The 24,942-nt window shown below is 51.3% G+C and carries 34 protein-coding genes, 3 tRNA genes and 1 pseudogene; 12 read left to right on the top strand and 26 right to left on the bottom strand.

The annotated features are described in order from the left end of the window. Position 1: 1 nt before the first annotated feature. The 4 genes from WHR59_RS10050 to WHR59_RS10035 form a co-directional block, all read right to left on the bottom strand. Positions 2–1,306: a terminase large subunit domain-containing protein gene (locus WHR59_RS10050; RefSeq protein ID WP_065944814.1), complete on the bottom strand. Its 1,305-nt coding sequence runs from the start codon at positions 1,304–1,306 to the stop codon at positions 2–4. Then, complete coding sequence (locus WHR59_RS10045) at positions 1,284–2,282, bottom strand: terminase small subunit (protein ID WP_065944813.1); 999 nt, start codon at positions 2,280–2,282, stop codon at positions 1,284–1,286. Before WHR59_RS10045 ends, WHR59_RS10050 begins: the two co-directional genes overlap by 23 nt. A gap of 91 nt (positions 2,283–2,373) precedes the next feature. Then, positions 2,374–2,598, bottom strand: a complete 225-nt coding sequence (locus WHR59_RS10040; RefSeq protein WP_054528475.1) for a hypothetical protein — start codon at positions 2,596–2,598, stop codon at positions 2,374–2,376. A gap of 118 nt (positions 2,599–2,716) precedes the next feature. After that, on the bottom strand, positions 2,717–2,851 hold the full coding sequence (locus WHR59_RS10035; RefSeq protein ID WP_338843925.1) for a hypothetical protein: 135 nt from the start codon (positions 2,849–2,851) through the stop codon (positions 2,717–2,719). 14 nt (positions 2,852–2,865) lie between these two features. On the opposite strand from WHR59_RS10035, the gene WHR59_RS10030 reads away from it, so the two are divergent. Continuing rightward, on the top strand, positions 2,866–3,081 hold the full coding sequence (locus WHR59_RS10030; RefSeq protein WP_071891841.1) for a KTSC domain-containing protein: 216 nt from the start codon (positions 2,866–2,868) through the stop codon (positions 3,079–3,081). Between the two features lie 3 nt (positions 3,082–3,084). Here the strand turns inward: WHR59_RS10030 and WHR59_RS10025 are convergent, their stop codons facing one another. The 22 genes and pseudogenes from WHR59_RS10025 to WHR59_RS09920 all read right to left on the bottom strand — a co-directional run bounded on the left by WHR59_RS10025 (position 3,085) and on the right by WHR59_RS09920 (position 15,729). Next, on the bottom strand, positions 3,085–3,636 hold the full coding sequence (locus WHR59_RS10025) for a DUF2514 domain-containing protein (protein WP_065944812.1): 552 nt from the start codon (positions 3,634–3,636) through the stop codon (positions 3,085–3,087). Next, positions 3,615–4,163, bottom strand: a complete 549-nt coding sequence (locus tag WHR59_RS10020) for a lysozyme (RefSeq protein ID WP_185228744.1) — start codon at positions 4,161–4,163, stop codon at positions 3,615–3,617. Before WHR59_RS10020 ends, WHR59_RS10025 begins: the two co-directional genes overlap by 22 nt. Then, complete coding sequence (locus tag WHR59_RS10015; protein WP_032943659.1) at positions 4,135–4,413, bottom strand: phage holin; 279 nt, start codon at positions 4,411–4,413, stop codon at positions 4,135–4,137. The genes WHR59_RS10020 and WHR59_RS10015 overlap by 29 nt, the downstream gene beginning before the upstream one ends. A gap of 288 nt (positions 4,414–4,701) precedes the next feature. After that, a tRNA-Gly gene (locus tag WHR59_RS10010) sits at positions 4,702–4,776 on the bottom strand. 77 nt (positions 4,777–4,853) lie between these two features. Continuing rightward, positions 4,854–4,929 (bottom strand) — tRNA-Thr (locus WHR59_RS10005). 2 nt (positions 4,930–4,931) lie between these two features. Continuing rightward, a tRNA-Arg gene (locus tag WHR59_RS10000) sits at positions 4,932–5,008 on the bottom strand. Positions 5,009–5,165: 157 nt separating this feature from the next. Further along, a complete protein-coding gene (locus WHR59_RS09995) occupies positions 5,166–5,855 on the bottom strand; it encodes a bacteriophage antitermination protein Q (RefSeq protein ID WP_065554619.1) in 690 nt (229 codons plus the stop codon). Continuing rightward, on the bottom strand, positions 5,852–5,989 hold the full coding sequence (locus WHR59_RS09990) for a YlcG family protein (protein WP_016156248.1): 138 nt from the start codon (positions 5,987–5,989) through the stop codon (positions 5,852–5,854). The genes WHR59_RS09995 and WHR59_RS09990 overlap by 4 nt, the downstream gene beginning before the upstream one ends. Next, entirely contained in the window at positions 5,986–6,597 is a 612-nt protein-coding gene (locus WHR59_RS09985; protein ID WP_065554618.1) for a recombination protein NinG, read from the bottom strand. The genes WHR59_RS09990 and WHR59_RS09985 overlap by 4 nt, the downstream gene beginning before the upstream one ends. 2 nt (positions 6,598–6,599) lie before the next feature. Beyond that, positions 6,600–6,806 carry a hypothetical protein gene (locus WHR59_RS09980; protein WP_019076918.1) on the bottom strand — a complete coding sequence of 69 codons (207 nt, stop codon included), beginning with the start codon at positions 6,804–6,806 and terminating at the stop codon, positions 6,600–6,602. Continuing rightward, the gene (locus WHR59_RS09975; RefSeq protein ID WP_181510961.1) at positions 6,806–7,405 is read right to left on the bottom strand and encodes a DUF1367 family protein; all 600 of its coding nucleotides are present in this window, start codon (positions 7,403–7,405) and stop codon (positions 6,806–6,808) included. Before WHR59_RS09975 ends, WHR59_RS09980 begins: the two co-directional genes overlap by 1 nt. A 76-nt stretch (positions 7,406–7,481) precedes the next feature. Then, entirely contained in the window at positions 7,482–8,018 is a 537-nt protein-coding gene (locus WHR59_RS09970) for a hypothetical protein (RefSeq protein WP_181491279.1), read from the bottom strand. Continuing rightward, positions 8,015–8,253 (bottom strand): annotated as a pseudogene (locus WHR59_RS09965) (DNA polymerase III subunit theta). The gene WHR59_RS09970 and the pseudogene WHR59_RS09965 overlap by 4 nt, the downstream one beginning before the upstream one ends. A gap of 370 nt (positions 8,254–8,623) precedes the next feature. Further along, positions 8,624–8,902, bottom strand: coding sequence for a hypothetical protein (locus WHR59_RS09960; protein WP_338843918.1), 279 nt, complete (start codon positions 8,900–8,902; stop codon positions 8,624–8,626). A gap of 804 nt (positions 8,903–9,706) precedes the next feature. Beyond that, complete coding sequence (locus WHR59_RS09955) at positions 9,707–11,782, bottom strand: DNA cytosine methyltransferase (protein WP_338843916.1); 2,076 nt, start codon at positions 11,780–11,782, stop codon at positions 9,707–9,709. Beyond that, complete coding sequence (locus WHR59_RS09950) at positions 11,779–12,036, bottom strand: hypothetical protein (RefSeq protein ID WP_338844069.1); 258 nt, start codon at positions 12,034–12,036, stop codon at positions 11,779–11,781. Before WHR59_RS09950 ends, WHR59_RS09955 begins: the two co-directional genes overlap by 4 nt. After that, positions 12,036–12,503, bottom strand: coding sequence for a DUF550 domain-containing protein (locus WHR59_RS09945; protein ID WP_338843915.1), 468 nt, complete (start codon positions 12,501–12,503; stop codon positions 12,036–12,038). The genes WHR59_RS09950 and WHR59_RS09945 overlap by 1 nt, the downstream gene beginning before the upstream one ends. Then, positions 12,500–12,811 (bottom strand): hypothetical protein, encoded by a 312-nt coding sequence (locus tag WHR59_RS09940; protein ID WP_131346068.1) that lies wholly within the window; start codon positions 12,809–12,811, stop codon positions 12,500–12,502. Before WHR59_RS09940 ends, WHR59_RS09945 begins: the two co-directional genes overlap by 4 nt. 14 nt (positions 12,812–12,825) lie before the next feature. Next, entirely contained in the window at positions 12,826–13,521 is a 696-nt protein-coding gene (locus WHR59_RS09935) for a replication protein P (protein WP_338843913.1), read from the bottom strand. Beyond that, the gene (locus WHR59_RS09930) at positions 13,518–14,519 is read right to left on the bottom strand and encodes a replication protein (RefSeq protein ID WP_338843911.1); all 1,002 of its coding nucleotides are present in this window, start codon (positions 14,517–14,519) and stop codon (positions 13,518–13,520) included. The genes WHR59_RS09935 and WHR59_RS09930 overlap by 4 nt, the downstream gene beginning before the upstream one ends. A 384-nt stretch (positions 14,520–14,903) precedes the next feature. Further along, the gene (locus tag WHR59_RS09925) at positions 14,904–15,446 is read right to left on the bottom strand and encodes a toxin YdaT domain-containing protein (protein ID WP_200083250.1); all 543 of its coding nucleotides are present in this window, start codon (positions 15,444–15,446) and stop codon (positions 14,904–14,906) included. A 31-nt stretch (positions 15,447–15,477) separates the two neighbouring features. Next, the gene (locus tag WHR59_RS09920) at positions 15,478–15,729 is read right to left on the bottom strand and encodes a transcriptional regulator (RefSeq protein WP_049281706.1); all 252 of its coding nucleotides are present in this window, start codon (positions 15,727–15,729) and stop codon (positions 15,478–15,480) included. A 127-nt stretch (positions 15,730–15,856) separates the two neighbouring features. Between WHR59_RS09920 and WHR59_RS09915 the strand changes: the two genes are divergently transcribed. The 11 genes from WHR59_RS09915 to WHR59_RS09865 all read left to right on the top strand — a co-directional run bounded on the left by WHR59_RS09915 (position 15,857) and on the right by WHR59_RS09865 (position 24,707). Further along, positions 15,857–16,549 (top strand): LexA family transcriptional regulator, encoded by a 693-nt coding sequence (locus tag WHR59_RS09915; protein ID WP_049281707.1) that lies wholly within the window; start codon positions 15,857–15,859, stop codon positions 16,547–16,549. Between the two features lie 117 nt (positions 16,550–16,666). Then, the gene (locus tag WHR59_RS09910) at positions 16,667–17,191 is read left to right on the top strand and encodes a hypothetical protein (RefSeq protein WP_200083252.1); all 525 of its coding nucleotides are present in this window, start codon (positions 16,667–16,669) and stop codon (positions 17,189–17,191) included. Between the two features lie 360 nt (positions 17,192–17,551). Continuing rightward, on the top strand, positions 17,552–17,758 hold the full coding sequence (locus WHR59_RS09905; RefSeq protein WP_032935469.1) for a phage encoded cell division inhibitor protein: 207 nt from the start codon (positions 17,552–17,554) through the stop codon (positions 17,756–17,758). A gap of 11 nt (positions 17,759–17,769) precedes the next feature. Next, positions 17,770–17,931, top strand: coding sequence for a YdaE family protein (locus WHR59_RS09900; RefSeq protein WP_191027956.1), 162 nt, complete (start codon positions 17,770–17,772; stop codon positions 17,929–17,931). Between the two features lie 139 nt (positions 17,932–18,070). Continuing rightward, positions 18,071–21,457, top strand: coding sequence for a RecE family exodeoxyribonuclease (locus WHR59_RS09895; protein ID WP_338843909.1), 3,387 nt, complete (start codon positions 18,071–18,073; stop codon positions 21,455–21,457). Between the two features lie 14 nt (positions 21,458–21,471). Continuing rightward, positions 21,472–22,512: a RecT family recombinase gene (locus tag WHR59_RS09890; RefSeq protein WP_338843908.1), complete on the top strand. Its 1,041-nt coding sequence runs from the start codon at positions 21,472–21,474 to the stop codon at positions 22,510–22,512. Positions 22,513–22,546: 34 nt separating this feature from the next. Then, positions 22,547–22,891, top strand: a complete 345-nt coding sequence (locus WHR59_RS09885) for a hypothetical protein (protein ID WP_338843907.1) — start codon at positions 22,547–22,549, stop codon at positions 22,889–22,891. Then, positions 22,884–23,087, top strand: a complete 204-nt coding sequence (locus tag WHR59_RS09880; RefSeq protein ID WP_338843906.1) for a hypothetical protein — start codon at positions 22,884–22,886, stop codon at positions 23,085–23,087. The genes WHR59_RS09885 and WHR59_RS09880 overlap by 8 nt, the downstream gene beginning before the upstream one ends. Beyond that, positions 23,074–23,316 (top strand): DUF4060 family protein, encoded by a 243-nt coding sequence (locus WHR59_RS09875; protein WP_047415379.1) that lies wholly within the window; start codon positions 23,074–23,076, stop codon positions 23,314–23,316. Before WHR59_RS09880 ends, WHR59_RS09875 begins: the two co-directional genes overlap by 14 nt. Before the next feature lie 64 nt (positions 23,317–23,380). Continuing rightward, a complete protein-coding gene (locus WHR59_RS09870) occupies positions 23,381–23,653 on the top strand; it encodes an excisionase (protein ID WP_016156226.1) in 273 nt (90 codons plus the stop codon). Further along, positions 23,622–24,707 (top strand): tyrosine-type recombinase/integrase, encoded by a 1,086-nt coding sequence (locus WHR59_RS09865; protein ID WP_262757267.1) that lies wholly within the window; start codon positions 23,622–23,624, stop codon positions 24,705–24,707. Before WHR59_RS09870 ends, WHR59_RS09865 begins: the two co-directional genes overlap by 32 nt. Positions 24,708–24,942: the final 235 nt, after the last annotated feature.

The raw sequence follows: 24,942 nt of genomic DNA, 5'->3' as shown, positions 1-24,942 counted from the left end.
GTTACATCCGTAGTTGAGTGACTTTTCCGGTGGGCTTGATGATCGGGAATTGCTTCACGATGAAATAGCCACCAGCGTCGTTTGGGTGATCGTTGTCGGCTGATTTATCCGGCTCGCCGTTTGCCGCCCATACCTGCTGTTCAAGGCTGTCTGTATAGACCGGGCAGCGAGCGACGTTAACTTTGTAGCGGCGCTCACCGTTGCCGTTGCAGAACATGGCATTCATGGAGTTGATGCGATCCTTTACCGGCGGGTTGGCGGCGTTCACCACCACGCTGAATCCAGCCTGCTTGAGCTGCGCAATATCGGTGGCGCTGGCGTTATTGGACTTGCGTGAATCGCCGGAAGCATCCGGATAGATATAAATCTGCCTGGAGGCAACATAGCGCCCGCCCTCGTAGCGCCAGAACTCTTCCTGGATACGCTTTATCATGGCTGGCGTGTCATAAACTTTTATCAATTCACGTACCGCGCGCGGCTCGCCATTGCGAAGGACGTGGATGATGGCCGCCATTTTGCCAACGTTAAAGTCCATGCCGATGTAGAGCGGTTCGCCTGCCTGTTCTTCATCAGTACAGTTATTCAGACGTCGATCGAACTGGTGATAGATGGTGCCGCTGGTCAGGTTGGTGAAGCGCCCCCTCAGATACGCCTTAATCAACTCCGGCGGGTAGGAATTCATCAGCGAAGGGATGTAATCTGTGGGCAGGTTCTTCGCGTTGTCGAACGTGCTGGCCTGTATCAGACCGTACAGGGCTGAGAGCTCTGGCTTTTCACGTACTGCCTTCACAAATTGCTGGTAAACGAATTTGAACCCTTCCGGCGTGGTTGTGACGTCAATACCGTTACGCAGCCCATCAACCTTGTAACGCATACGGGCGATGATTTTTCGCCAAGCCTGTTGCGCTTTGGCAGCCGCCATGACATCCAACTCATCCACCATCGCGTTACCGATTTTGAAACCAACTATCGAGCCTGGCTTCTCCATCGAGCGGCAGATTGTTGTCCCGCGGTACCGTCGCCCCTCGTAGAAGTGAACCTCTTTGTTCCCCTCATTGATTTTGACGCTCAGCCCCCAGTCAAAGGCCACCTCTTCGATCGTCGGGTAGAAGATGTCACGAATCTGCGGGTACGTCGGCGCGAAATAACCCTGGTTGATTTTCGGGTGTTCCCACATCCCTTTGCAGATGCCGCCACAACCCACCCACGTTTTACCGGAACCGAACCCGGCAACGTAGGCTTTAAACTTGTGCTCCATCGCGAGGAAGCGAGCCTGTGGGATGTTAAGTGTCGGGCTGATCCCCATCGTCCGCCCTCGCATCTACTACGTTGATATTGATATGAACAGGTGTAGGTTCATCATCCTCGCCATCGCCGGCCAATTCTTTACGGAGTTTTTCCACTTCCAGTTGCCGGCGCTCGATTTCAATCTGTTGAAGTCGCTGCGCAAACTCACTATCAGCCAGGCCAAGCCGCTTCATGACGGCTTCATACATCCGTTCACGGCTTATCGCGGTAATTTCCACACCATGTTTGCCGAGCTTCACGCCGGAATAAGCCAAGGCAGCATCAGGGGGAAGTTTTCGGGTATCAGCAAAGTATGGCTGTCCGATCCCGTCACCATTGCAGCGCGGACAGGCAGGGTTTGGCTCCCGGTTGTGGTCGTAGCCATAACCTCCGACGTCTACCGGCTCTTTGCCCTTTCGCTCAAGGGCTTTAAGCCGTTGCTCCTCGAACTCCACCATGTCACGCCACTGATAGTGATGACCGAAGCCCCAGCAGTAACGGCATGCGCCACGACGATACTGTGAAAGCTGGTTTGCATCGAAGGTGGCGAGCTGCCACATCTGCGCGAGGACCTCATCGGCACTGCCAAGCGTGCGCGCAATGGAGGCTTTCTGCTGCTGCGCAATGGCCTGTGCAACTGAAGTTTTCTTAAGGAGTTGATAGCCGATTTGTTCAGCTGATTTTTTACTGTAGCCAGCCCGGATAGCTGCCTGTGTGGCATTACCATCCTTCAGGTACTCCGCGACAAATAAGCGCTGCTGAGCGGTAAGTCCATCATCGTCCACCAGCTCTTCTGCGCTTTTATCTTTCTGCGCAGTGCGCATTTTTTTATGCGCAGGTTTTTGCGCAGTTTGCGCAGAGGGTTTCTTGATGTATCGACGGGCGGTGGCGTAATTCAGTCCCTGCGCTTCACACCATTCCTTTGGTGATACGCCGGTTGCGGCATGTTCGGACAGGAACCGTTGCTGAAGCTCGCCCCAGTCCGGTTTTGCCATAGTTCTGTTCCTAAGGTTATAGCCATTAAAAAAGCCACCCGTAGGTGGCCTTTGTGATGGTCATATAACAACTTCCCCTCAGAACGGGGAGTTATTCACTTTCCAAGTCTAATGCATCCTGAATTGCATCTGCCAGCTCAGACAGTTTGCTAGCCGCAAAATCTAAATCTTGATACATCGTCCCACCAGATGAGTCGCCGGACGCCGAAGAAGCTGATGCCTTAGCAATCTCCAGTGCCGCTTTAACCGCAAGTAAGCGTTGATGCTCTTCTTTCGAAACCCCAGGATCAGTCAGACCAAAATACCCTTCAAGCATTTCATTCTCCTTTTACCACAGCCTATCTGTGTCTATTAGAAGATTGGGGCCAAGAATAAAATATCAACTGTGGCAATACATTATCCAAGCCCCTCAGTGAAGAGCTTCTGTAATGCGGTCAGGCCTGCGCCTTACTGGCAAGCTCAACCAAATCTTTGAAGTCCTGGCACATATCCAGTCGATGACCATGATCGTCGACAAAGTTATACCCTTTGAATAGCTCTACGATTTCCTCGGGACTTTTCCCATTCAAACGAGGAAACTGCTTTGATTCGTCAACCTGTTTCATCTTCAAATCTCCAATCAGTAGGTTATGACCAGGCCACTTCAACGCTGGAAATTGCATTCCATAGCAGTGGCATTTATCAATACTCTCGGGTTCCTTCTGCCGTGCACACAGCGCTAATGAATGCACCGTCAAAAGGTCAGTATTTTGATGCCCACATCAAAAAAGCTGGCTACCCTTATCGCAAAGTTGGCTAACAGCTAGCGGGGATTCGTCCCCGCTTTTTGCCACTTCCCGTTATTCGACTGTCTCACCGAGTCGTAAATCCGCTCACACGTCATCCCGGCGCGGTAGCGTTCGTCAGCGATTCCAGCATAACGTTTAGCTTCTGCTGCAATATCTCCGAGCATGTCGGCGAGCATTCTGGCGTCGGCGTCGGTTGTTTTGCTTCTGACGGCAGCGGCAAGATTTGCGGTGTGCTTTGCGGCGTCCAGGCGGGCGGCAAGCTTTGTTGCTTCGGTGCGCAACTGGCTAACAGTGGCAGACAGGCCAGCAGCAGTGGCTGCAGATTTAGCGGCTTTCGCTTGTGCATCTTTTACAGCCTCATCACGGGCGATAATACGCCCTTGTTCAATCATTCTGGCAGCGGTCTGCGCGTTCGCTGTTTGCGATGATTCCGCGCTATCACGTTCCGCCCACTTTTTTTCCCAACCGCGGCTGCTCCATACACTACCCGCGATGAATGCAACGGCCACCAGCAGCGAAATGGCAATAAACTGATAGCGCAGGTTCACTGGTCTATCCCCCAGCATGCCAGCGCACTTTCCTGGTCCCGTCGCTCTACCTGCCCATAGCAGCCATTTTTCTGGCCTTTGGTCAGGCGACAATCGCGCCCGCCGTCTTTAATCCACCAGCGAATAGCATCACAGGCCCCTTTACGGTCGCCTGCATTGATGCGCTTATAGAACGTAGACGGGAAACATTTTCCGGGACCAATGTTGTAGGGGCAGAAAGACGCGATCCCGGCTTTCTGTGGTTCGGTCAGTGGTACTTTGATATTTCGGTCAACCCACGCCAGCGCCTTGTCGCGTTCAATGGCGTTTACCTGGGCGCATTTCTCAGCTGACAGCTTCATGCCCTGTACTACTGGCTTGCCATCAACCATCGTGGCACCACGACAAATCGTCCAGAGTCCGCCGCCGTCGCGATACGCCTGCTCGCTATTACCCTCTTTCTCATCCAGAAACTGATCGAGAATCACGGGCGCGGAAGCCCCGGCAAGAATCAAACCAACGACCGCTGCGCTCAGTTTATTCTTCAGCTTTGGTGACATTGCCATTAAGCCGGTCCTCCCTTTCCTTTTTCCTGTAGTACCAGTTCACTGCACAGGTGATAACAGTGCATGAGATACCGACAATAATTGCCCAGTCGCTCAGGCTTAACCCTGCAATTCTGTCGGCCAACATCCAGGACACCTCTTTTGCTGTTTTAGCTGTTTCGGCATATGCCTTCGCTGATACACCGCAGCCGGTCAGCGTGGTGCCTGTTCCATATGAAAGTCTGCTGTAAATGGTGCTCATTCTGGTCATAGCCTCACCTCCGATTTTTCGGATGGCGCTGTGTGTGATGAAAGGGTCAGGCTTCACGGGCTGGATTTATCAACAAAGCACGTCACGGATGATTCCCGTGAGCCTGAAATGAAAAAGGCCACGCAATGCGCAGCCTTTATGACGAGAGTTTTATTGTTCAGAGGCACTCCATCCAACAAACCACCCACGGTTATCAGGATTTTAACGGAGTGCTTTTGGATGAGCGCTGAACCAAAAGGTCAGTATTTCTACACAGCAATTTTGCAAAAAGCAGCGACCATTCAAAAATGGAGCGGTCAGCGGGAATCGAACCCGCTTCATCAGCCTGGAAGGGTGAGGTAATAGCCATTATACGATAGCCGCTGTTTTGCGGGTCTGTTCCCCACAGTCACCGCTTGCCTTATTTAGAGTCATGCTCGGACTGACTATCCATTGGATTCTGGTGCCGACTACCGGAATCGAACTGGTGACCTACTGATTACAAGTCAGTTGCTCTACCTACTGAGCTAAGTCGGCGTTGGTCCGCCACCGAGGACTTGAACCTCGTACCGTCAACTTAGAAGGTTGATGCTCTATCACGATGAGCTAGTGGCGGCACAGCACATGAGTGGTAAGTAGCCATGTGCCTCTATTTTATCAGTCAGTACCAGAAACGCAAAAGTCCAAGGCGTTAACCTCGGGCTCGAAAACTCATTTACTGCCAGTGCATACAACAATGGCACAATATCAGATTTACACGAAATATATGCGTTTCAATCCAGTTTTGCAAGACTTACATCCAAATTTGTCGCCTTTTGTTGTGAACGTGATCGCGTTACCTGCAATAATGCGTCGCAATCCAGTCGCTGGTAGATACGCCTCATATCCACCCAGCGGTCCGTAAACGTCTCTGACCAGTTCTTTGGGTTTACGCCCACCAGCTCTGCCAACTTCTGGTATTCGTACGTCTCCCGCCCAGCCAACTCCGCCTTGACATCCTGCGCCGCCAGCCAGATAAGCTGACGTAAACGGCCTATCGTCTTCTTCGCTACTCGCTTACCTTCCAACTGCGCGCTGAATTGTTCCCACGCCCACCGGGTGATCGTCTCCTGATGCTCCCAGCGGATGTTTTCACTGTAGTTCCACAGCAGCCATGCCTTTTGATATTCGTCCAGAGACAGCAGAGCACGGCGCCACGATGCGGTGGAATATTCAACCGGCTGCACCAGAGGAATATGTGAACCCTTGGCATGTGATTGTTTGCCCGGTATTGGTGGGTTATCCAGCGTAATCATTTTCCCGGTCACTTCATCCAGCACTCGAGGCTTTTTACGTTTAAACGTTCCCGTATCGAACTGCGCGTTTTCAAGCCACGCCATCAACTGCCCTTTCGTCGCACCACTTAAATCGGCGGTGGCCACCATCAACTGCTGGCGCACGTATTCGAGAAATTGAGTATTCATACTGCACCGCCTATGGTTTTGATGTAGTTCTTCAGTATTCGGTAATCCGTCAGCACAGAGCCCGGAAAGTGGTATAAGCGCAATCGTTGCCAACGAACGCGGAGGTGATCGGCAAAATAGGATTCGAATGTCATGCTGCCTCCTGCTTTTTCAGCGCGCGCAGGTCAGCCAGCGCGGTCAGTCTGATTTCCTTCAGTTCTTCAATAGTCCAACGATGCGGAGCGTTATTGTTCTCGAGCGCTAGTACCAGCTCTTCGCCATAACGTTCCACCAGCGCGGCTCGGTATGCTTCGATGTTCCCGGATTTGTAGACGTTGCAGACATCACACTGAAGATGGATGTTGAAGCGAGTGAAGCGCAGATGCCCGGCTGCTGCCGTAGTCCGATAATGGCCAGCATGCCAGGCGAACGCCGTTTTAGTTCCGCAGGAAATGCAGCCCCGCCCCTCTGCCAACTCCTTCTCGCGGCAAATGTCATTTACGGCGCGCTGCGTCAGGTCAATCCAGTGCTTCAGCGGCTTAGCTGCAGCTTTACGCTGGCGCCAGGCGGCTCGCTCTTTTTTCTCAGTGGCGCGCTTTTTGGCAGACTCCTTGCGCTGTGCTGCCTCCCGGGCTTTTCTGGTCTGCTCCTTGCCGACGGCGCTGGCGCACTCGTAACCGCAAACGGTCTGGGTTTCACGCACCGGATGGAACCATTGGCGACATTCCTTATTGGCACACTTACGGCGAGGTAACTTAGCCATAATCACCCCCAGACCTTTTGCCGAAAGGTTCTTGGTGTACGCGCCAGATGCTCGCATTCAGGTAATTTTGCGCTAACAGTCCAGGTGATATTGTCGCGGTTCAGGCTGCGTTCTACCGTGGCGCCGCGGCGTCGGTAACAGGCAATAAGTTCGTCGGCCTGCTCGGTTGTGCATTCGTGATGGTGGAACCAGGAAAATTTCATCGCCATCACCCCGCAAAACTCATAAGCTGCGCAGCAGCGTTTTCCGCTTCTCGCTGGTCCTTGAATGCCCGGGACAATACCCAGCGCCACAGAACATCAAGCGCGGCTTTGTAAAGTTGCTGGAACTCGGTTTCGTCCATGTTGGCGAAAGCTATGCTGCGGGGGTGTTTACGGAGGGTGCCGTCAGGGAGCTGTATGGCGTCGTAGTGGCCAGACTCGACGATCACCCACGCACGGTATGCATCATAAGATTTGCAGATGCTGATACTTCCAGCGCGCTTATCTGCGATACGGTCGAGATATTGCTCGGCGGCGTCCAGGAGTGCGGCTTCGCTTCCCGCGAATGAGGCAAGGAATTTGGCGTAGCCGGTTACCAGTTTGCGCTCGTTGGAGGAGATCGCCCCGCCAGTAGGCTCCCAGTATTCGAAACCGAGATTGAGTAACGCGAAAAAGCGACGGTGAAACGCCGGGTTGCGTACCTGCCGGAACTCTGCCACCAGCACGGCGCCGAGTTTGATTTTTGATTGCAGAATATCGCTGGTCTCCGGCGTCGCGGGGATCAGGATTCCTGAAGACTGCTTGATGAGTTGTAGTTCGTGCGCCATGGTACTCTCCGTGGCGCATAAGGTTGTCAGTTGCTCAGACTGACGGAGTCAATTATGAAGGGTTGATTATGGAAAATCAATTAATGATGAAATTCCATAATTTCTCATAGTGTTTAGTTAAATATACTACTCCAGCAAAAATAGAAGCCCCACTGATTATCAAGCAAGGATACATATATAGTCGGTATACCAATTCGCCTTTTTTAACTCGTTCCCATTCCTTTTTAAGGACTGCAAATGAAGCTTTAGTGAATTGCTCCTGAGTCTGAGCAAAATCTGTCCCACCGTTGAAAGCGCTATCCTGCAGATGCGTCAAAGCTTTGTTTAGCTCAATTTCCACACTAGATTGATTAGAATAATTTATTCTCAAGTGTATCTCGCAAAGCAACATATTTACTTTTTGTATATCAGTTTCATCGGAGTGTTCACCTCCTCTAACTCGTCTATTTATTAGCAAGAGTGTTGAACTATAATTTGTAAGTACAGCTCGTAGCTCCTGAATCCAAGCCTGCCTAAATTCAGATGTCTTATTTTCTTTTGCCATCACCAACCCAATGCCACCCGCAGCCGCAGCAATAATGCCTGCGGTGATAGCCGCCCAAGCTTCTGTCATTTATTATCCTCTTTCCTAATGTAAATCAGAATACTACCTTTCGGTAAAGTTATCGACTTCTCACGATAAAACTTCAGGCGCTCAAGGAAATATTCACGGACTGCTCCCACATCACCACATCAGCGATAGCCGACATGTTCATGCGTTCTTTGTACGCTACGCCACTGGCAGCCAGGTCGACGTTAACCTTGTTCTGCTCGCCTTTTGATTGTGCTGCGATGTTCAAGTCTGACATCAGTCTGCTGTTCTCCCTCTTTTTTTCCTCATCTCGTAAGGGGACCTGTAACCATCTACCGGGGTCACGTCCCCAGTTTCAAACCTCTTGGCATTTGCTATTTCGGATTGAAGCACATGCTTTTTATACCGCGTCCTCTGCGCTTTGTATTTTTCAGCAGGTGTCATTTCTTCGCGTGACATAAAAATCCCCTCTGGTTATCGAGGGGATTATAGGTCAGGCTGCTATTTGTTTCGACTGACAAAATTCCGGCCAATTAGCACGTACTCAGTGCTTCAGCGAACGGCTGAGGAACTTCATCAGCTCAAGGTGGTGAAGAAGGAAACTGCCAAAGTGGAACTTCTGCTTAGGATAGTTTATTGATAGAAGATTAGTGAATAAAATCAGTTGGGACAGGTGTGACGCCGGATGAAATAATTAACTCAGGAAGCTCGCTACCAGTCAAAGTTCTACCCACGCCTACAGCGTATGTTTCACCGTTAACCTGTATCAGATGCACATCGTAAGAACGGTGGGACCCAGCTGAAGGTGGAGAGCTGTTACTACCAATCGACGCTTCGAAAAAATTCAACCGCTGCTTGAGTTCGGTATCCTCATAAATTTCACCATCACGTCCAAAGCCAACAAGCAAATATTTGATCATAGCCATGCTAACCTCAGTTCCAAGTCGTTTTTGACCTTCAATCGCTACCTAGTGGGTAACTCCCAATAACTCAGGTATAGATCAGTAGCTTTTGCCATTAATCTAAAGAACTTTCCTTGCCTTAGATGAAGAAATCAGCACTCGATCAAAATTTCAATTTTTTTCTCAATTATTGACATCCCTGCCAGGCCTTATAAGACGCGCACTTAGCGATTATTACCCTTTTGCAACCTCAATTTAACCTCAAAATCAACTCTTGTGCTGAAAAGAATCCCTACTAGAATAGGCCATATAGAACAAGATATTGATAAGAAATGAAGAGAACTACACTAGATGTGGCAGAAGGCTAATTTCTGAAAGGTAGATATTAAAAAGCCCGGTTGATGATTCCGGGCCTTTCAAACGGTAAAAGAGCTTGCGACTCGTTTACCTTGCCGAATGTATCTGGCTACAGGAACAAGCTTAACTAAATGAACCAAATTCTTCAAGTTACTGAGACACTATGAAACGGAATGGAATAGTTCAGAACTGATTTTAAAGTGAATTTTTATCCGGGCTCTTGGTGATGCTTGAGTCTCACCCCAACCAATTCACGCCGAATGTGTCTGGCTACAACAGATACAACAACTGCAAAGGCAAGCCCAAGGGTGTTTGCAGCCAGGCGTGAGAAAGTTAAGAGAAGCTCATAATGGCTGACTTACTATTAAAAATCGTACCTCCGATTATCGTGATTGTTACTGCGATCATTGAGTACGTAAACCAGCGTCCATAAGCATGGTATTGCCAAAAGGCCCAGAAATGGGCCTTTTTTTACGCAGCAATTCCTCTCATGTTACACAACTCCGGCAAGTTCGCCCTCACCAAAGCTTCAGCGAAAGGCGGAGGAACGGCATTACCACATCGTGCAACCTGCTTGTCCTTCGCGTACTTCACACCGCGATAGTCCTGGTCGATGATGTACCACTCTGGGAAGCCCTGCGCACGGTATAGCTCGTGCGGTTGCAGCATGCGCATGCCAATATCAACGATGCGGTAAGTTATACCGTCAACTGTCACCAGTCCGTCGCAATCCTCGTCGCAGTATTCCCGCAGAAACTCAAGCGTCTGCTGCGCGCGATGTTCGTCGTATTCATCGACCGCAAGAGTAGTTTTCACCTCCCCTACGTGCAGCCCGCCCGCCGTCACCGTTGGCATTGGTTCACTGGTTGGTTGTCCGTCCCGGCAGGTGCCGCGCAATTTCACCAGGTGAGAGGTTATTGCAGCATGATGATTTCCCGTCGTTAAGGTGTGAGCCGGATTGTCCAGCGTACCGCCCGGATGACCAGTGTTATTGACCATCAAATGCGCAGCGACAACTGCGTGGTGATCGACCGTGGTAACTGAATGAACAGGCTCATCTAAACCGACGCCCGGTCCCGAGTAGTTACCACCGTAGTGTTTCGCCAAAAATGCGCTTACCGTCGCGAATTTATTCCCGCCTGCAGTAACGGTGCCTAGCGGGTTATCCAGTCGCAGAACACGCGGTTCTTGCCCGGGACGTTCGCCATATCCCATCTGAATCAGCGTAGGCGTCACCAGTTGAGATTTACCGCCACCACCAGCGGTGATGGTTGCGCTCGGTTCGTCTACTCGGTGGCCGACGCAGGCCCCAAACTGGCGGGCGATAACCGGCGCAACAAGACATGCGCGGGATTGCTTCAGAATGGTATGAGCAGGTTTATCCAGCGGGCGCGGTTTAGCCTGGTATTCACTGCCGCCGTTGCCAGCCAGGAACGGGGTCAGCGCGGCTTCTACCAAACCAAGAGCATGCCCATTCCCGCCCGGGCGTTTTGATGTGCCAACGGTAACCGTCGGTACCGGTTCGGTAACGGGCTGGCCTGTTGCACCAGTGCGAAACTTTGTCAGGTGCGGAACGGCTAACGCGTAACCGTGGGTTTTAGTAATAGTCTGCAAAGGCTCGCCCAGCGCCTGACCACGGAAACAGTCGTAACTCGTTTTGGTGCTGGTGTGATTGCACTTCACGATGAATGGCGACGCACTGTCGATCACAAATCGCTGTATGCCGCGCGCGATGCGCTTCAGGGTATTTTCTGCCAGCGGCTTTTTGCGGTCGAATATCGACGGTGCCGGAATTGTCCAGTCGATACACTCCGCAGCCGTGCGCCATGGCGCCAACCTGCCCGATTGAACCGCAGGAGATTTCGGATCCCCATGCGTTGGTTCCGGCCACACAATCGGCTTCCCATCGCGGCGCATGACCATGAAGAAACGTTTTCTGATTGTCGGTGCACCGTAGTCGCAGGCGCGCAGCTCGCGATATTCAACAACATAACCCAGACCTTTAATCAGCCGAGCGGCATCCTCGCTATCAAGTGAAATATTCAAAAACTCGCAGCATTCGGCTAGCGCCGGATGGTTAGCCGGGATGCCTGTTGTCAGCATGCCGATGAATGCCTCGAAAGTTTCGCCTGCGCGGGCCGGGTCCGGTCGCATTTCTCCAGTCAGTAACGGCCCCCACGTTTTAAACTCTTCGACGTTCTCCAGTTTCATTACCCGCGGCTCAACATCCAGCCCCCAGCGTAATACTACCCAGGCCAGTCCACGGATCGCTTTCTCGACAGGTTTAGCGCCTTTTGCTTTAGAAAAGTGGCGGCAATCTGGAGAAAACCACGCCAGCGCCACCGGACGTCCTGCGGTAGCTACCTTTGGTCGAACCTCATACACAGACTCGCAGTAGTGCAATGTATCAGGGTGGTTCGTTGTATGCATCGCCACCGCGTTCTCATCATGGTTAATAGCAATATCAACACTGCGACCGATCGCCATTTCAATGCCGGTTGACGCACCGCCACCACCAGCAAAATTATCAACGATGATTTCTCTCACGCGTATTTCTCCATGGCGATGGCCAGTGACTGTGCCGCTGTGATGATGGCCGGTACCGGCATTTTCTCCAGCCACATGCGATTGATGTGATGTTTAAGGCGGCGCTGGTGATATGCAGGAAGATCCCCGACACTTTCAATCTGGCTATATACCATTCCCACTTCGGCAGGCCAGACAGTTTCCTCAACATTCACCATCAGCAGGTTTTCCAGCTCGACGATACGCTTCGTAGCGTATTCCAGTTGCGGATCCATCACTTCTCTCCCTGATGCTGTTCAGTTTTGATATGCAGGCGCGGCTCCCCGTCTTTCGGCTCAGGCCATTCTCGCTGCTTGTTTACCGCCAGCTTTTCTACCATCGCTAGGGTAATCTGCTCGTCACTGATACCGGCACGACGTTGCGCATCCCATAACAGGAATTGCATGTCAGCCCATTCGCTAAGGTCGCCTGGTTCAGCAGCAGCCTCGAGCGCTTCTTTGGAAAGGTGCTTTAGCGGACCAATGGGACCGACATCACCGAAAGTAGACTGTGACCATATTGCATGCTCACGGCGAACCAGTTCGCGGGCAATCGCCCCATTAATCACCTTCACAGCATCAGCCATTGCGTAGCCGAGATTACCGCCGCCGCTTTGTACCGCGGCTTTGCTGAGAATTTCGCTTATCTGGTGCGGGCGATCGAGTAATACAGGACCGTTCGCCGGGTGGTTGTTGATCGTCATACTGATACTCTCCCGTAAAACGCCAGTACACGCTGCATAGCCGGACTTGTGCGGCATACGGATGTGACCATGTTTTTGTTCATGTTCGATTTGATCTGCTTGATGTTCATCTCCCCGCCGGGCTGAAGTGAATAGACCGGGCGATGTGGCTCCCCAGCGCGAATAACTACTGCCCTACGTACCAGGTGAAGCAGCAGGTTGTGTGCCTTCTTGCTGTCGCATCCCAGCAGATTCTGAACCTGTCGCGGCGTGATGCTGTGGTTAACCCGAAGGAAATCGACGATCGCCCACAGTGATTTGCTTGCCATAGTGATTTCCCCCATTAGACCAGACCGGCGTTTTTGCGTTGTTTGTACTGAGCCATCAGCATCTCTGCAGGCGTTGGGCCAGTAGCTGCTTTCGGCGCTGCAAGTGCGCGACGGATTGGCGGTACCGGCTTACCGGACAGCGCTCGCTTTTCCCAATCATGCAGGATGTCACCAGCTGCTCGGATAAGTTCCTTCTCGCTGAGCTGTCCCTCTGTTCCACGACGGCGCAGTTCAAGGCAGACGTGGTAATACAGCGGGTTTTTATCCTTCCATGGGAACTGCTCACTGGTCGGGTAGCGAAAAACAAGTTTCCTCCAGCGCCAGTATTCGCCCATGATGTCGTCCACACTGACCCCCAGCGCGCCACTCCCCTCACGGCACCACGAAATAAACTGACCCGGCGACGGCCAGAACGGTGACTGGCTGGATCGGGCTTTCTGCATCCCCGCGGAAAGTTGTTCACGGGAGGTGATGCCTGACTCAGCAAAAGCCGCGATCCATTGCTGCTTTGCAACGCGAATATCAGCGTCAGTACGTAGGTTCGTCTGAGTGGATGCCGGGAATACCTGCATGAGGTTTTCAAAAAGCATATCCACCAGCTTTTCAGCGTCAGCGTTAACAACCTTGCGTCCGTGGTAAGAATCTCCAGCCATGCGCGATAGCATTTCGCTGTCGCGATTCTGAATTGCATGATAAAGATCTGGGGTCATAAAAATTTCTCCCATGCTTCAGGACTGTTCCAGTGCGGGCCAGTTTCGGATTTGTTTGCGCTGAAATCTGTGCGTGGCTTACGGGTAGTGTCTTCGCTGTGAAGGGTTAACGTGTCCCACTTGGCGCGGAGCTTTGCGGGGGAGAGAATATTTTTGTACCAGAACGAGTCTTTGCAGGCCCATCGGAACAGCTCACAAATCTCTTTGTGGGTGCGTCCGTCCAGTTGGCGCATCAGGCGTATATCATTCGCCCAGCCAGTCATGTTCGGTTTTTTCAGGGATGGTTTGGTGATATCGCGCAGTGCCAGCATCCACTCTGCACAGAGGAGATCGTCAGATGTCCCCCATTTGTCACCTTTCGGAGTCTGGACAGCTGCATCAGGAACAATGTTTGAAATTCTCTGACGTACATTAAATACGTTAGTATTTAATATTACTTCTTGTTCATGATTCTCGGGCTTAAGCGCACCCTTATGCTCGGGGTTATGCTCGGCATCCACTCCCGAAGCCTCGCCATTGCTGGGTTCGTTATGCGCGGGGCTATGCTCGCTGTTATGCGCGGCGTTATGCGCGGGTAAATCGTCCATTTTTTGAGCGTAATGCGCAAAATTTGTGATGGTAATTACAGTGCCTTTTCTCTTCTCGCCAGCGGTTGAAATCATCCCTTCTTTCACGAAAAGAGACAGCATTCGATCCACTGCATGACGGCTTGTTGGCTCCCCATTTCGGTCGCATAATTTCAGCCCGAGATCTGCCGACGTGGTCACCAGTTGTCCGGTTTGTAATGGCCACTGCCGGCCTTTAAAGCTTGCCGTGTAGGGCTGGCGGGCGGCGCCCAACAGAAGGTTCTCCCATAGCGTGCGCAGGAAGACATCTTTAGCCCAGGGCTTCTTCAGTACACTCCGGTACAACGGGATGAATCCGGTCTTCTGGTTCTCCATCCGGTTGCTCCTGACGGCGGTACGCGCCGCAAAATCGGCGTAGGCGACATTCGACATAGCTATGCCTCCCTAGCCTGGTGTTTTGTATATGCGTTTGTCATAATGTTCTCGCAATAACTGCCAGTTTTTGCACCCGAAGGCCGTCTGTGTTCGAGCACAGCGGTCTTCACCCTTTCAGAACAGTCCTTGCTGACCACCGCGCTTAACGCGCTTCGTTTCAAATCGTTCAGCCGGCAACGTCTGTTTTTCTGCCCATAATTTCGCGTGACGCAAAACATCATCAAAAATCCTCCCTTTGCGACTTGCCTGAGACATGCGCTTGTACATATCGACAGCCTGAAATGCCCCCCCCTGCGCCACTGCCGCAGTGAAGCCCTGCCGGACCAGTTATTCGCGGACGTGCTTTTCGATAAATTCGATGTGGTTCATTGCCGTTTTCCCTCACATCGCACCCAGCATCATCTCCACCATCTCGATCAGTGGGCCGGTTAAGCCAGGGTCAACGCGATACATCTCCACGATCCCCTCACTCAGCTCTTTCAGCTTCTGATGCCGTGGCGCATTCATAGCGACGGCAATCTTCGCTTCGCTGGTTTCTTTCTCCAGCCGAGCCAGACGGGCCATAACGTTGTCTTTTGGTAGCAGGCGGTTACGGAACTCGAGCGGCATAACAGCAAGAATTGCCGGAGTTAGCTGGCGAACGTTTTCGCGGTACCGTTCGCTGTTGAAATGGTTGTCCAGGAAGCGGAAAAGCTTCTGGCGCGCCCGGCTGATATCCTCCGGGAAGCTGATATCGGTCCCGCCCTGCTCCCGGTATTCGTTGATGATCAGCGCTGATACCACGTCCTGATTGCCCAGCGCCGACGACCAGGCTCGGACCGAATCACGGATCTTTTCGTGGTCTGGTGCCTCTTTGGGTTGAGCGCGGTTTATCATCGCTCCCGGATGTATTCCGGTATTGTGTTGATACGCAAGTGATTGCATTTGCTTTCCCTTTCGTGGTTATAGCCGCCGGTCAGACGGCATGGTTGTCAGGGTGTGGAAAGATGGACGGCAGATCCGGACGGAATTCGTGAGCCTGGATTTCACCACCAACCGCTTTCACCAGTTCAGGAACGTGAACCGGGGAGATGCGTTTCTTTCCGTTAAGCCAGTCACAGATAGTGGACTGGGCTTTACCACAACGTTTTGCCAGTTCTTTCTGGCTGCCAGCGATGGCGATCGCTTTCTCTACTGCGGAGTTCTTCTCTACTGTTAGGGCCTTCATAATCACCTCAGCTATTAGCTTAAAGCGATTATGTTTATCACTTTAGCGAATGTCAATCGCATAGGCGATTTTTTGCCAAATAATCGCTTGAGCGATAGAGTTAAAGGAGTCATTAACAGAGGTGAATATGGGATTCTCGGAGCGCTTGGCGCAGGCAATGAAACATGCTGGATATACACAGGGCCGATTAGCCAAAGATGTCGGTATGGCTCAGTCCAGCGTTAATAAACTACTGAAGGACGCGAGTGGATCTCGTAAGACCGTTGAGATCGCCTCTGTTCTAGGTGTACGGCCGGAGTGGCTGTCTACTGGTGAGGGGGTAATGGCTTCAAGTGTTGCGAATGAATCTACAGCGCCATACCAAGTTAAACCGTCACTAAATGGGATTTACCGCGTGGATGTACTCGACGTTAAAGCCAGCGCTGGTCCCGGCGCTCTAGTCACCAGCGACTTCATTGAAACTATCCGGGCCATCGAATACACGACTGAACAGGCGCGCGCTTTGTTCGGTAACCGACCAGCTACACATGTTAAAGTTATAACCGTTAACGGCGATAGCATGGACGGAACCATTTCACCAGGCGATCAGATTTTCGTTGATATTGGCGTTACACATTTTGACGGAGACGGTGTTTATGTATTCGTCTTTGGTAAGACTCTCCACGTTAAACGCTTACAGATGCAACGTGATCGACTGGCAGTTATTTCTGATAACCCTATTTATGAGAAATGGTACGTTGAGCCAGAAGATGAAGGCATCTTTTACGTGATGGCAAAAGTGCTTTTAAGACAGTCGATCGACTACAAACGGTTCGCATAATCCGTACCTCTGGTTTATGTATCTTAGATTTAGATCAAGTTATATGTATTTATCGTTACGTACTAACCATTTAGAATTAGGATATTTCCTACAATAATCAAGGTGGATAGCTCTATCATGAAATGGATAAAAGTTGTAATTGCTGGTTCTTTACTCGTATCTACCACAACTTTTTCAACTGAGTGGTTAGCCTCTTACAACAACGATGAGATGCGTGGAACTGCAACAAAATTTCTGCAAACAGAATCTGACAACGCTGTAGATTTTGATTTCCCTTACAATGGCGGTTCGAAGATGACTTTAGTTCTTCGATCACCAAAAACAGAATTGAAGGGTGACCAAAAAGCTGAAGATCTAAAGCCTAATGAAGCAATGTTATTGATAAGCAAAGGGCAGTTCAGTTGTAACTCTTACGATGGTTGCGAAGTTTCAGTTAAGTTCGACAATGAAAAAATTCAGAAATATAAAATGAGTCCTGCCGAGAATGGTCGTTCAGATGTCATTTTCTTTGATAATTCCAACAGTTTTATTAAAAGCATCTCCAATCACAAGAAACTCATTATTGAGGCAGATTTCTACCAGGCAGGGCCAAAGCAATTCAAATTCAACCTAGAAGGTTACTCGACACCTAAACAAGGATAACAACAACCCGCTCCGGCGGGTTTTTTATTACCCGTAAACCTACCTTCCTCAATTCCGATTGTTTCACACCCAACTCCTATCGCTTTTTCCGTATTTCATTAAAAAAATATCGCTTTAACATTCAATCGATTATCACTTTAGTGATACCTAATATCGTTTTGGCGATTGATCCAAGTAATCGCTTTAGCTATTATCACTCCATCGAAACGAAACATCGACAACTGAGCGAAGTTAGCCAGCTACGAAGTGGGGATTCGGTGAGACGAACGCCATCCACGGACTGTTCGTCCAACTTTAAGCAATGCGCATAAGGTTTAACGCTCAGCTGGCCGGCTATAAGGCAAACAAGAGGAAATCATCATGGTTCATCAGCACTACGGTACACAGACAGTAAACCGCGGCGCAGTTCAGCCGGGGATGCTCGTCAAACACAAAGACTCAACCTGGACGGCATCAGCTAACGCTCGCGGACGTTTGTATCTGCATCGCGGCGTAGAAATGACTTACACCAGAGATCTGCTGGTTGAAGTTTATCTGAACGGTCTGGGACATGGACTCAGTCACTAGCGGAGGTCGTCATGGTAGACAAGAAATGCGGTTACTGCGGTAAGCCGGTTAAACCGGAAGAAGTAATCAAAAGCACCCTTCTCTATCGCAACGGCTCACAGCTGGCGCGTAAAGAGAAAGAGTATTGCTCCAGACGTTGCGCTTCGCACGACCAGATGGCTCACGAAGGCTAACGTAAAACCCGCGCAAGGCGGGATCTACGTCCGGTGCCACCGACCAAAGTTACACCGGAAACAACATTAAAACCAAAGTTAACCCAATGGGCGCTATCAATGGTCCGGGGATTCTAACACCCAAAAATGAGGATCTCACATGGAATTCTTTAATGTGGTTAAAGCCACTCAGAAATCCGGAAAGCAAGATGCAGTGGTCTGGTTCACTGCAAAAACTGAGGCTCGCGCCAACCTAATGCTGGATGTCGCACTGGAAGATGCAGGCATCGAAACAGGTCGTGGCAAGGACTACGCCAAACCGATTCGCACTGATTTCCCGGTTGTTGATGACCTTCCGGAAGAAGGTGAAGTTGATTTCACTTGGTGTGATCGTTACGAACTTCAGGACGATGGGCGCACATGGCTGCCAAAAGCCGCTGGCGAGTCTAGTGGCGCCGTTGACGTACCCTCCACTTCTACTCCAACCGTAATCGTTGAAGACGCGACTGCGTCCGAAATTGTCCCGGTTGAAAACCGTACTCCAGCAGTCCGCTTTGCCGTCCATCTGATGATTGATAAATACCAGACTCATATCACTAAAGAGCAGCAGCTGGCTGCCAGCGAAATGTCATTGGATGAAGGCAATACATATCTCCAGAGCATGCTTGTGGCAAAGAGCGATGTACCCGAGACTGCCAAACTCAGCCTGAACGCTGAGTGGAAAATGATTCAGGCGGTTAAGGACATTTTCACACCAGATGAAGAGCACGAACCAAGATTGATCGCTGCATTCATGTCTGACTGGGTGAACACGGATGCCGGTGACCGCAATCAACTGATAGAAGACTGGCGCAGTGGTAAGTTGCAGTTGCTCAAAACTGAAACCAGCAGCGGTGCTAACGTTACAACGGGTCAAGATCTCACTGTTGAGGACGGCATCCAGGCCGACGAGAACGGCCGGGCAGAAGGTGGCGTCGTTGATAGTGAAGTCGATACCGAAGAGCAATCCCATCAGATACAGCAACCGAACCTGATCGTTGTTGCCACCCTGCCTTTCCGCCAGCGCGTACTGGCTCAGTTCATCGGTGATGGTGAATATCTCTATCACGTCGACGCCGGGCAGAAAAATGAGATTGTCCGCCTTGAGATGGACACTGATGACGCGTACGTCCAGAACCTGCTGCTGGCTGCTGAGAATGTGGAAGCATTCAAAAAAGCCATTGAGCACGATATTCATAAAGTTGTGAATGCAGTTAAGAAAGCATTCCCTATCGACGGGAAAAAACCAGAACTGGCAACCGTTATTCAGTTCCTGACGGTATGGTTCAATACAGATTACATCGATCGCGGGCTACTGGTTAAAGAGTGGAGCAAAGGTAATCGCATCAGTAGCGTGCAGCGTACTGATTCCGGCACCAATGCCGATGGCGGTTCCGTCACTGACCGCGGACCTGATGCACACCACACCCTTGACACTCTCGATTTAGAGATTGCCTGTGCCCTTCTGCCTATGGACTTCAACCACTTCGAGATCCCGGGCAGCATTCTTCGTCGCGCTAAAGAAATCGTGACCAAAAAAGAAGAACCGTGGAAATCATGGAGCAGCATTCTGCGCAATCAACCTGGCGTTCTTGGCGTTAACCGCACGGCTATTTTTAACTTGGTACGTATCGCGCCGGAAAATATTCATCTAACTCCTGTCGCTCACCTGGCATTTGTTAACCAGACCATGACTGCTGCGTTTAATGCTGCTGTTGAGTTATTGCCATTGCATGAAGCTGAACCCGCAACACAGGGAATTCCCCAACCTGAAAGTAAGGAGCCTCCGCGCAAATCCTTCTGCACTCACGAAGAGAACCTGCAACGCGTGCGTGAAGAAGGAGCATGCCGCCGCGCAGAGGAAGCGACAGCACAACCGCAGAAAGTCGAACAAGAACTGGTTAAAAATGTCGGCAACGGAATATTCGACGTTACGGCTTTGCTGCAGAACTCAGCTACTCATGGCACGAAAAAGGCTACGGAGACCACCAGCAATGTGCAGGTTCAAGAAACTGTCAGTGATGAAAAACAGGCTGGTACTGAAGTGCAGTCAGGCAAAAGCAGTATGGAAACTGGTGAAGAATCAGATACCAGCCAGCAAGCCGATGTAAACCAGAATACGGATTCTGTCGCCCAAAATAGCGATTCTGTAAACCAAACTGAACCGGTTACGGCACAAGCCGAGCCAGAAGCGCAATCTGACAAACCAGCTGTAGTTTACCCCGCTTACTTCGAGCCAGGTCGCTATGAAGGTCTGCCGAACGAGGTTTATCACGCGGCCAACGGTATCAGCTCTACCCAGGTGAAAGACGCACGTGTTTCGCTGATGTACTTCAATGCGCGCTACGTAGAGAAAACCATTATCAAAGAACGCTCTCCTGTTCTGGATATGGGTAACCTGGTGCATGCACTGGCGTTGCAGCCAGAGCAGCTCGATGAAGAATTTAGCGTTGAACCCGTAATCCCGGAAGGCGCATTTACCACCACGGCAACTATCCGCGCGTTTATTGATGAGTACAACGCCAACCTGCCAGCGCAACTGAGCGCAGACGATATCAAAGCTTTGCTAGAAGAACACAACGCCACGCTGCCGGCACAACTGCCGCTCGGCGGGTCGCTGGAAGAAACCGGCCAGAGTTATATGTCGCTGCCCGAAGAGTACCAGCGTATCGAAGCGGATCAGAAGCAGACCGCAGCGGCGATGAAAGCCTGCATCAAGGAATACAACGCCACTCTGCCTGCACAGGTGAAAACCAGCGGTAGCCGTGATGCGTTACTCGAGCAGTTGGTAATCATCAATCCTGACCTGGTTGCACAGGAAGCGCAGAAACCCCAACCGCTGAAAGTGTCCGGTACTAAAGCAGATCTGATACAGGCCGTGAAGTCTGTTAATCCGGACGCCGTCTTCACCGACGAACTGCTGGATGCGTGGCGCGAGAATCCGCATGGGAAAGTGCTGGTCACCCGCCAGCAACTGAGCACTGCACTGAGCATTCAGAAAGCCCTGCTCGAGCACCCGACCGCGGGCAAGTTGCTGACACATCCGAGCCGCGCCGTTGAGGTGAGCTACTTTGGATTTGACGACGAAACCGGACTCGAAGTTCGTGTGCGCCCGGATCTGGAAATCGACCTGGACGGCGTGCGCATCGGTGCCGACCTGAAAACCATCAGCATGTGGAACGTTAAGCAGGAAGGCCTGCGCGCCAAACTGCACCGGGAAATCATCGACCGTGACTACCACCTGAGCGCGGCTATGTATTGCGAGACCGCCGCGCTGGACCAGTTCTTCTGGATTTTCGTCAACAAAGACGAGAACTACCACTGGATCGCCATCATCGAGGCATCCGCCGAACTGCTGGAGCTGGGCATGCTCGAGTACCGTAAATCAATGCGCGCTATCGCTACCGGCTTTGACACTGGCGAATGGCCAGCGCCGATCACCGCTGATTACACCGACGAACTGAACGACTTCGACCTGCGCCGCCTTGAAGCGCTGCGTCTGGCTTAAGGGATGATTTGACCATGCAAAATACCAACATCATTACGACCGAGCAGGCACCAAACACCATTTCCGCCAGCAACGCTGTGTTCAACGTGCAGGCACTCGGCCAGCTTACCTCTTTCGCTGAATTGATGGCGCAGTCTGCTGTCACCGTTCCCAAACACCTGGCGGGGAAACCCGCCGACTGTATGGCTATCGTCATGCAGGCTATGCAGTGGGGAATGAACCCATATGCAGTTGCCCAGAAAACGCACCTGGTGAATGGCGTTCTGGGTTACGAAGCGCAACTGGTTAACGCAGTGATTTCCAGCTCCAGCGCCATTATTGGCCGCTTCCATTACGAATATGGCGGTGACTGGGAGAAGATCGCTGGGAAAAAAGACGGCCGTGATGAATTAGGCCTGTTTATCCGGGTTGGCGCCGTACTGCGCGGAGAAGAAGAAATCACCTGGGGCGAGCCAATCTACCTAGCAGATATCACCACACGTAACTCTCCATTGTGGAAAACAGCGCCAAAACAGCAGATCGCTTATCTGGCAGCCAAGTACTGGGCACGCTTGTACTGCCCTGAAGTCATCCTCGGCGTCTACAGCCCAGATGAAGTTGAGCCGCGTACTGAGAAAGAGATTAACCCGGCACCGAAGCACGTTAACCTGGCTGAAATTTCTGGTGACACCGTCACAACCACGCAAAGCGCACAGGAATCGTCAGTAAATATCGAATCACTGGCTGATGATTTCCGCGAACGCATCGATGCTGCTCAGGATGTTGATAGCGCTAAAACACTGCGCGCTGATATCGAAAGCGCGAAGGCCACGCTCGGATCTGCCCTGTTCACCGAGCTGAAGAATAAGGCAGTGAAGCGCTACTACCTGGTTGATTCACGTAACAAGGTTGAAGCCGCGATCAACTCCCTGCCGTCTCCGGATGAACCGGATGCAGCTGAACGGTTTGGGGAAGTTGAGCGAGTTCTTGCAACGGCGAAACGTCATCTGGGCGACGAACTGCACGATCAGTTCAGCATCACCTTGGCGGATATGAAACCGGAATACGTGGCCTAAGGGAGGCGGGAGGGCGAACCCTCCCGGTAACGAGATGAGTAAATCTTTAAACGCACGCTGCATCCGCCGCTGGGAAATTGAGTTCAAAGGACGTTGCGATTCGAAAGTAAATCCTTGGTGGCGCAAACACCACCTTCGCGGTTACATCCGGGAATGCGCCCTGACAACTGCCGACTGCATGGTTGAGCGTATGGCTGAGGACAACGCTCTGGTTGATTTTCAAGGTAATGGTCGCGGCTGGTCACCGGAGTTCTCTGCCTGGTACCACGAACGCCGGGAACAGTATCTCAAAGAGGCGCGCGACTATCTAAACGAAGACGCCACCAATGACGAGATCGACGAGGAAATCCAGAACGAGCTGGAGGCCTGGAATGACTGAGCTGAATTATAACCCGGCAGACCCCGATAAAATGCAACTCCTGAAGGGTAAGACCTGCGGCGACTGCGCCCATATCCGTCGCTGTAAGGCAATTTTCGGGCATACCGAAACCGATGCATATTGCGATTTGTCGCCGTCCCGAGCGGTTTTCCGTCAACCATCCAATCCAGAAGGCGGTGACAATGCGATTAATTAACCGAGCCAACCAGCAATCCCCGTTAGCGCGTCAGGCATGCGACATAGCACTGGCCACTCATGCAGAACGTTACGGCGACTATGGCCGCAGCAAGATGAAGGAAACGTACACGGTGAGAGTTGAAGGTGTGAAGGTCTGGGTGGAGGTAGTGAACCGTAAGGCTAGCTACGTGGCCACGGCAATGACAGGTATGCGCCGGTTGCGCGCGTTGCCGGGTCAGGTGAGTTGATAACGATTTTTCAATAACAGTTTTCCGGCAGCTCTATAATAAGTTGCCGGGAGCCGGAGGTAGTATGGCCAAGCTTCTTAATCTGCTGGAATGGGCGAATTCAACTTATTCAACCCCACCGTCTCTTTCAACACTTCGCCGCTGGGCGCGGGAGGGGCGTATTTACCCTGCTCCAGAACTACACGGCAAAGAATATAAGGTTCAGCCAGATGCCATCTATGTGGATCCGAGCAAAAAGAACCTTCGTCACAAAGCAAAACGCATATCGCTGCCAACTGGCGGCACTCTACTGGAGAGACTGACTCATGGCGAAAAGGCCAGTTCGTTACGACGCTAACCTGCCCCGTAACCTGACCTATCGTAAAAGAGACAGGCTTTATAGCTGGCGAAACCCGATTACCGGTCAAGAGCTATCTCTTGGCCGGATCGACAGAAAGGACGCCATTTCTCAGGCCATCGAAGCCAATAACTACATCGAACAGAATTACCTTCCGTCAGCGCTGCTGGACCGCATAAAGGAAACACCAACATTTACGGTGAAAGCGTGGCTTGAGCGCTACGAAGTAATTCTTGAGCGAAGAGAATTGAAGCCAAACACGATGAAGGTCAGGCGCAACCAGATCGCCACTATCAGTGATGAATTCGGACGTATGCCGCTATCGGCGGTCAGCACTAAGGATATATCTACTTTCCTTGAGAGTTACATACTCTGCGACAAGAAGAGCATGGCTTCCGGACTACGTTCGGTGTTGTTGGATATTTTCAGGGAAGCAATTGTCGAGGGGCATATTGAAAGGAATCCGGCTGAGCCGACAAGAACACCAACACCAAAAGTTAAGCGCGAGCGTCTTCTACTTGAACAGTTCGAGATAATAAGGGATGCCGCAACCGCCCATTCCGAATGGGCTGCAAATGCATGTGACCTGGCACTTGTCACCGGGCAAAGAAGAGAGGACGTATCGTTGTTCAGATTCAGCGATATCAGGGATGGAAGGTTGTTTGTCACGCAGGAAAAGACAGGTCACAAATTGGCGTTGCCACTTGATTTGCGACTGGACTCTGCTGATTTGGTATTGCAGGATGTTATCGATCATTGTCGTAAAAACAACCCGTCAGACTTCATGCTGTATTCAGCGGTGAGGCGTGGAGGCAGGAAGCCTGGTCCGTTAACTCCGGACGGAATTACCCAAGCATTTTCTGACATCAGGGATTCTACAGAGTTAAAGTTTGGCCCCAACCCTCCCCCGTTCCATGAGATCAGGAGCTTGGCGAGCAGACTCTATGAAAGAGAGCGCGGAGAGGATTTCGCACAGAGACTGCTGGGGCATAAAAATTTAACAATGACCAAAAAATACCTGGACGCACGCGGTGCAGAATATGTTATGGTTTAGACAGGATATGGAAATTTCGAGTAATTTTCGTGGGATTTCGTGATAGCACCGAAAAAACCTAACGAAAACAAGCACATAAAAAGAGACCGAATACGATTCCTGTATTCGGTCCAGGGAAATGGCTCTTGGGAGAGAGCCGTGCGCTAAAAGTTGGCATTAATGCAGGCTAAGTTACCCTGCCATTTAAGAATAGATGACAGCGCCAGGTTTTCCAGTCCGCGACTAAAGTGGCCTG

Source organism: Citrobacter europaeus (assembly GCF_037482245.1).
GTDB lineage: Bacteria > Pseudomonadota > Gammaproteobacteria > Enterobacterales > Enterobacteriaceae > Citrobacter > Citrobacter europaeus.
This window is presented reverse-complemented; position numbering and strand designations above follow the sequence as displayed.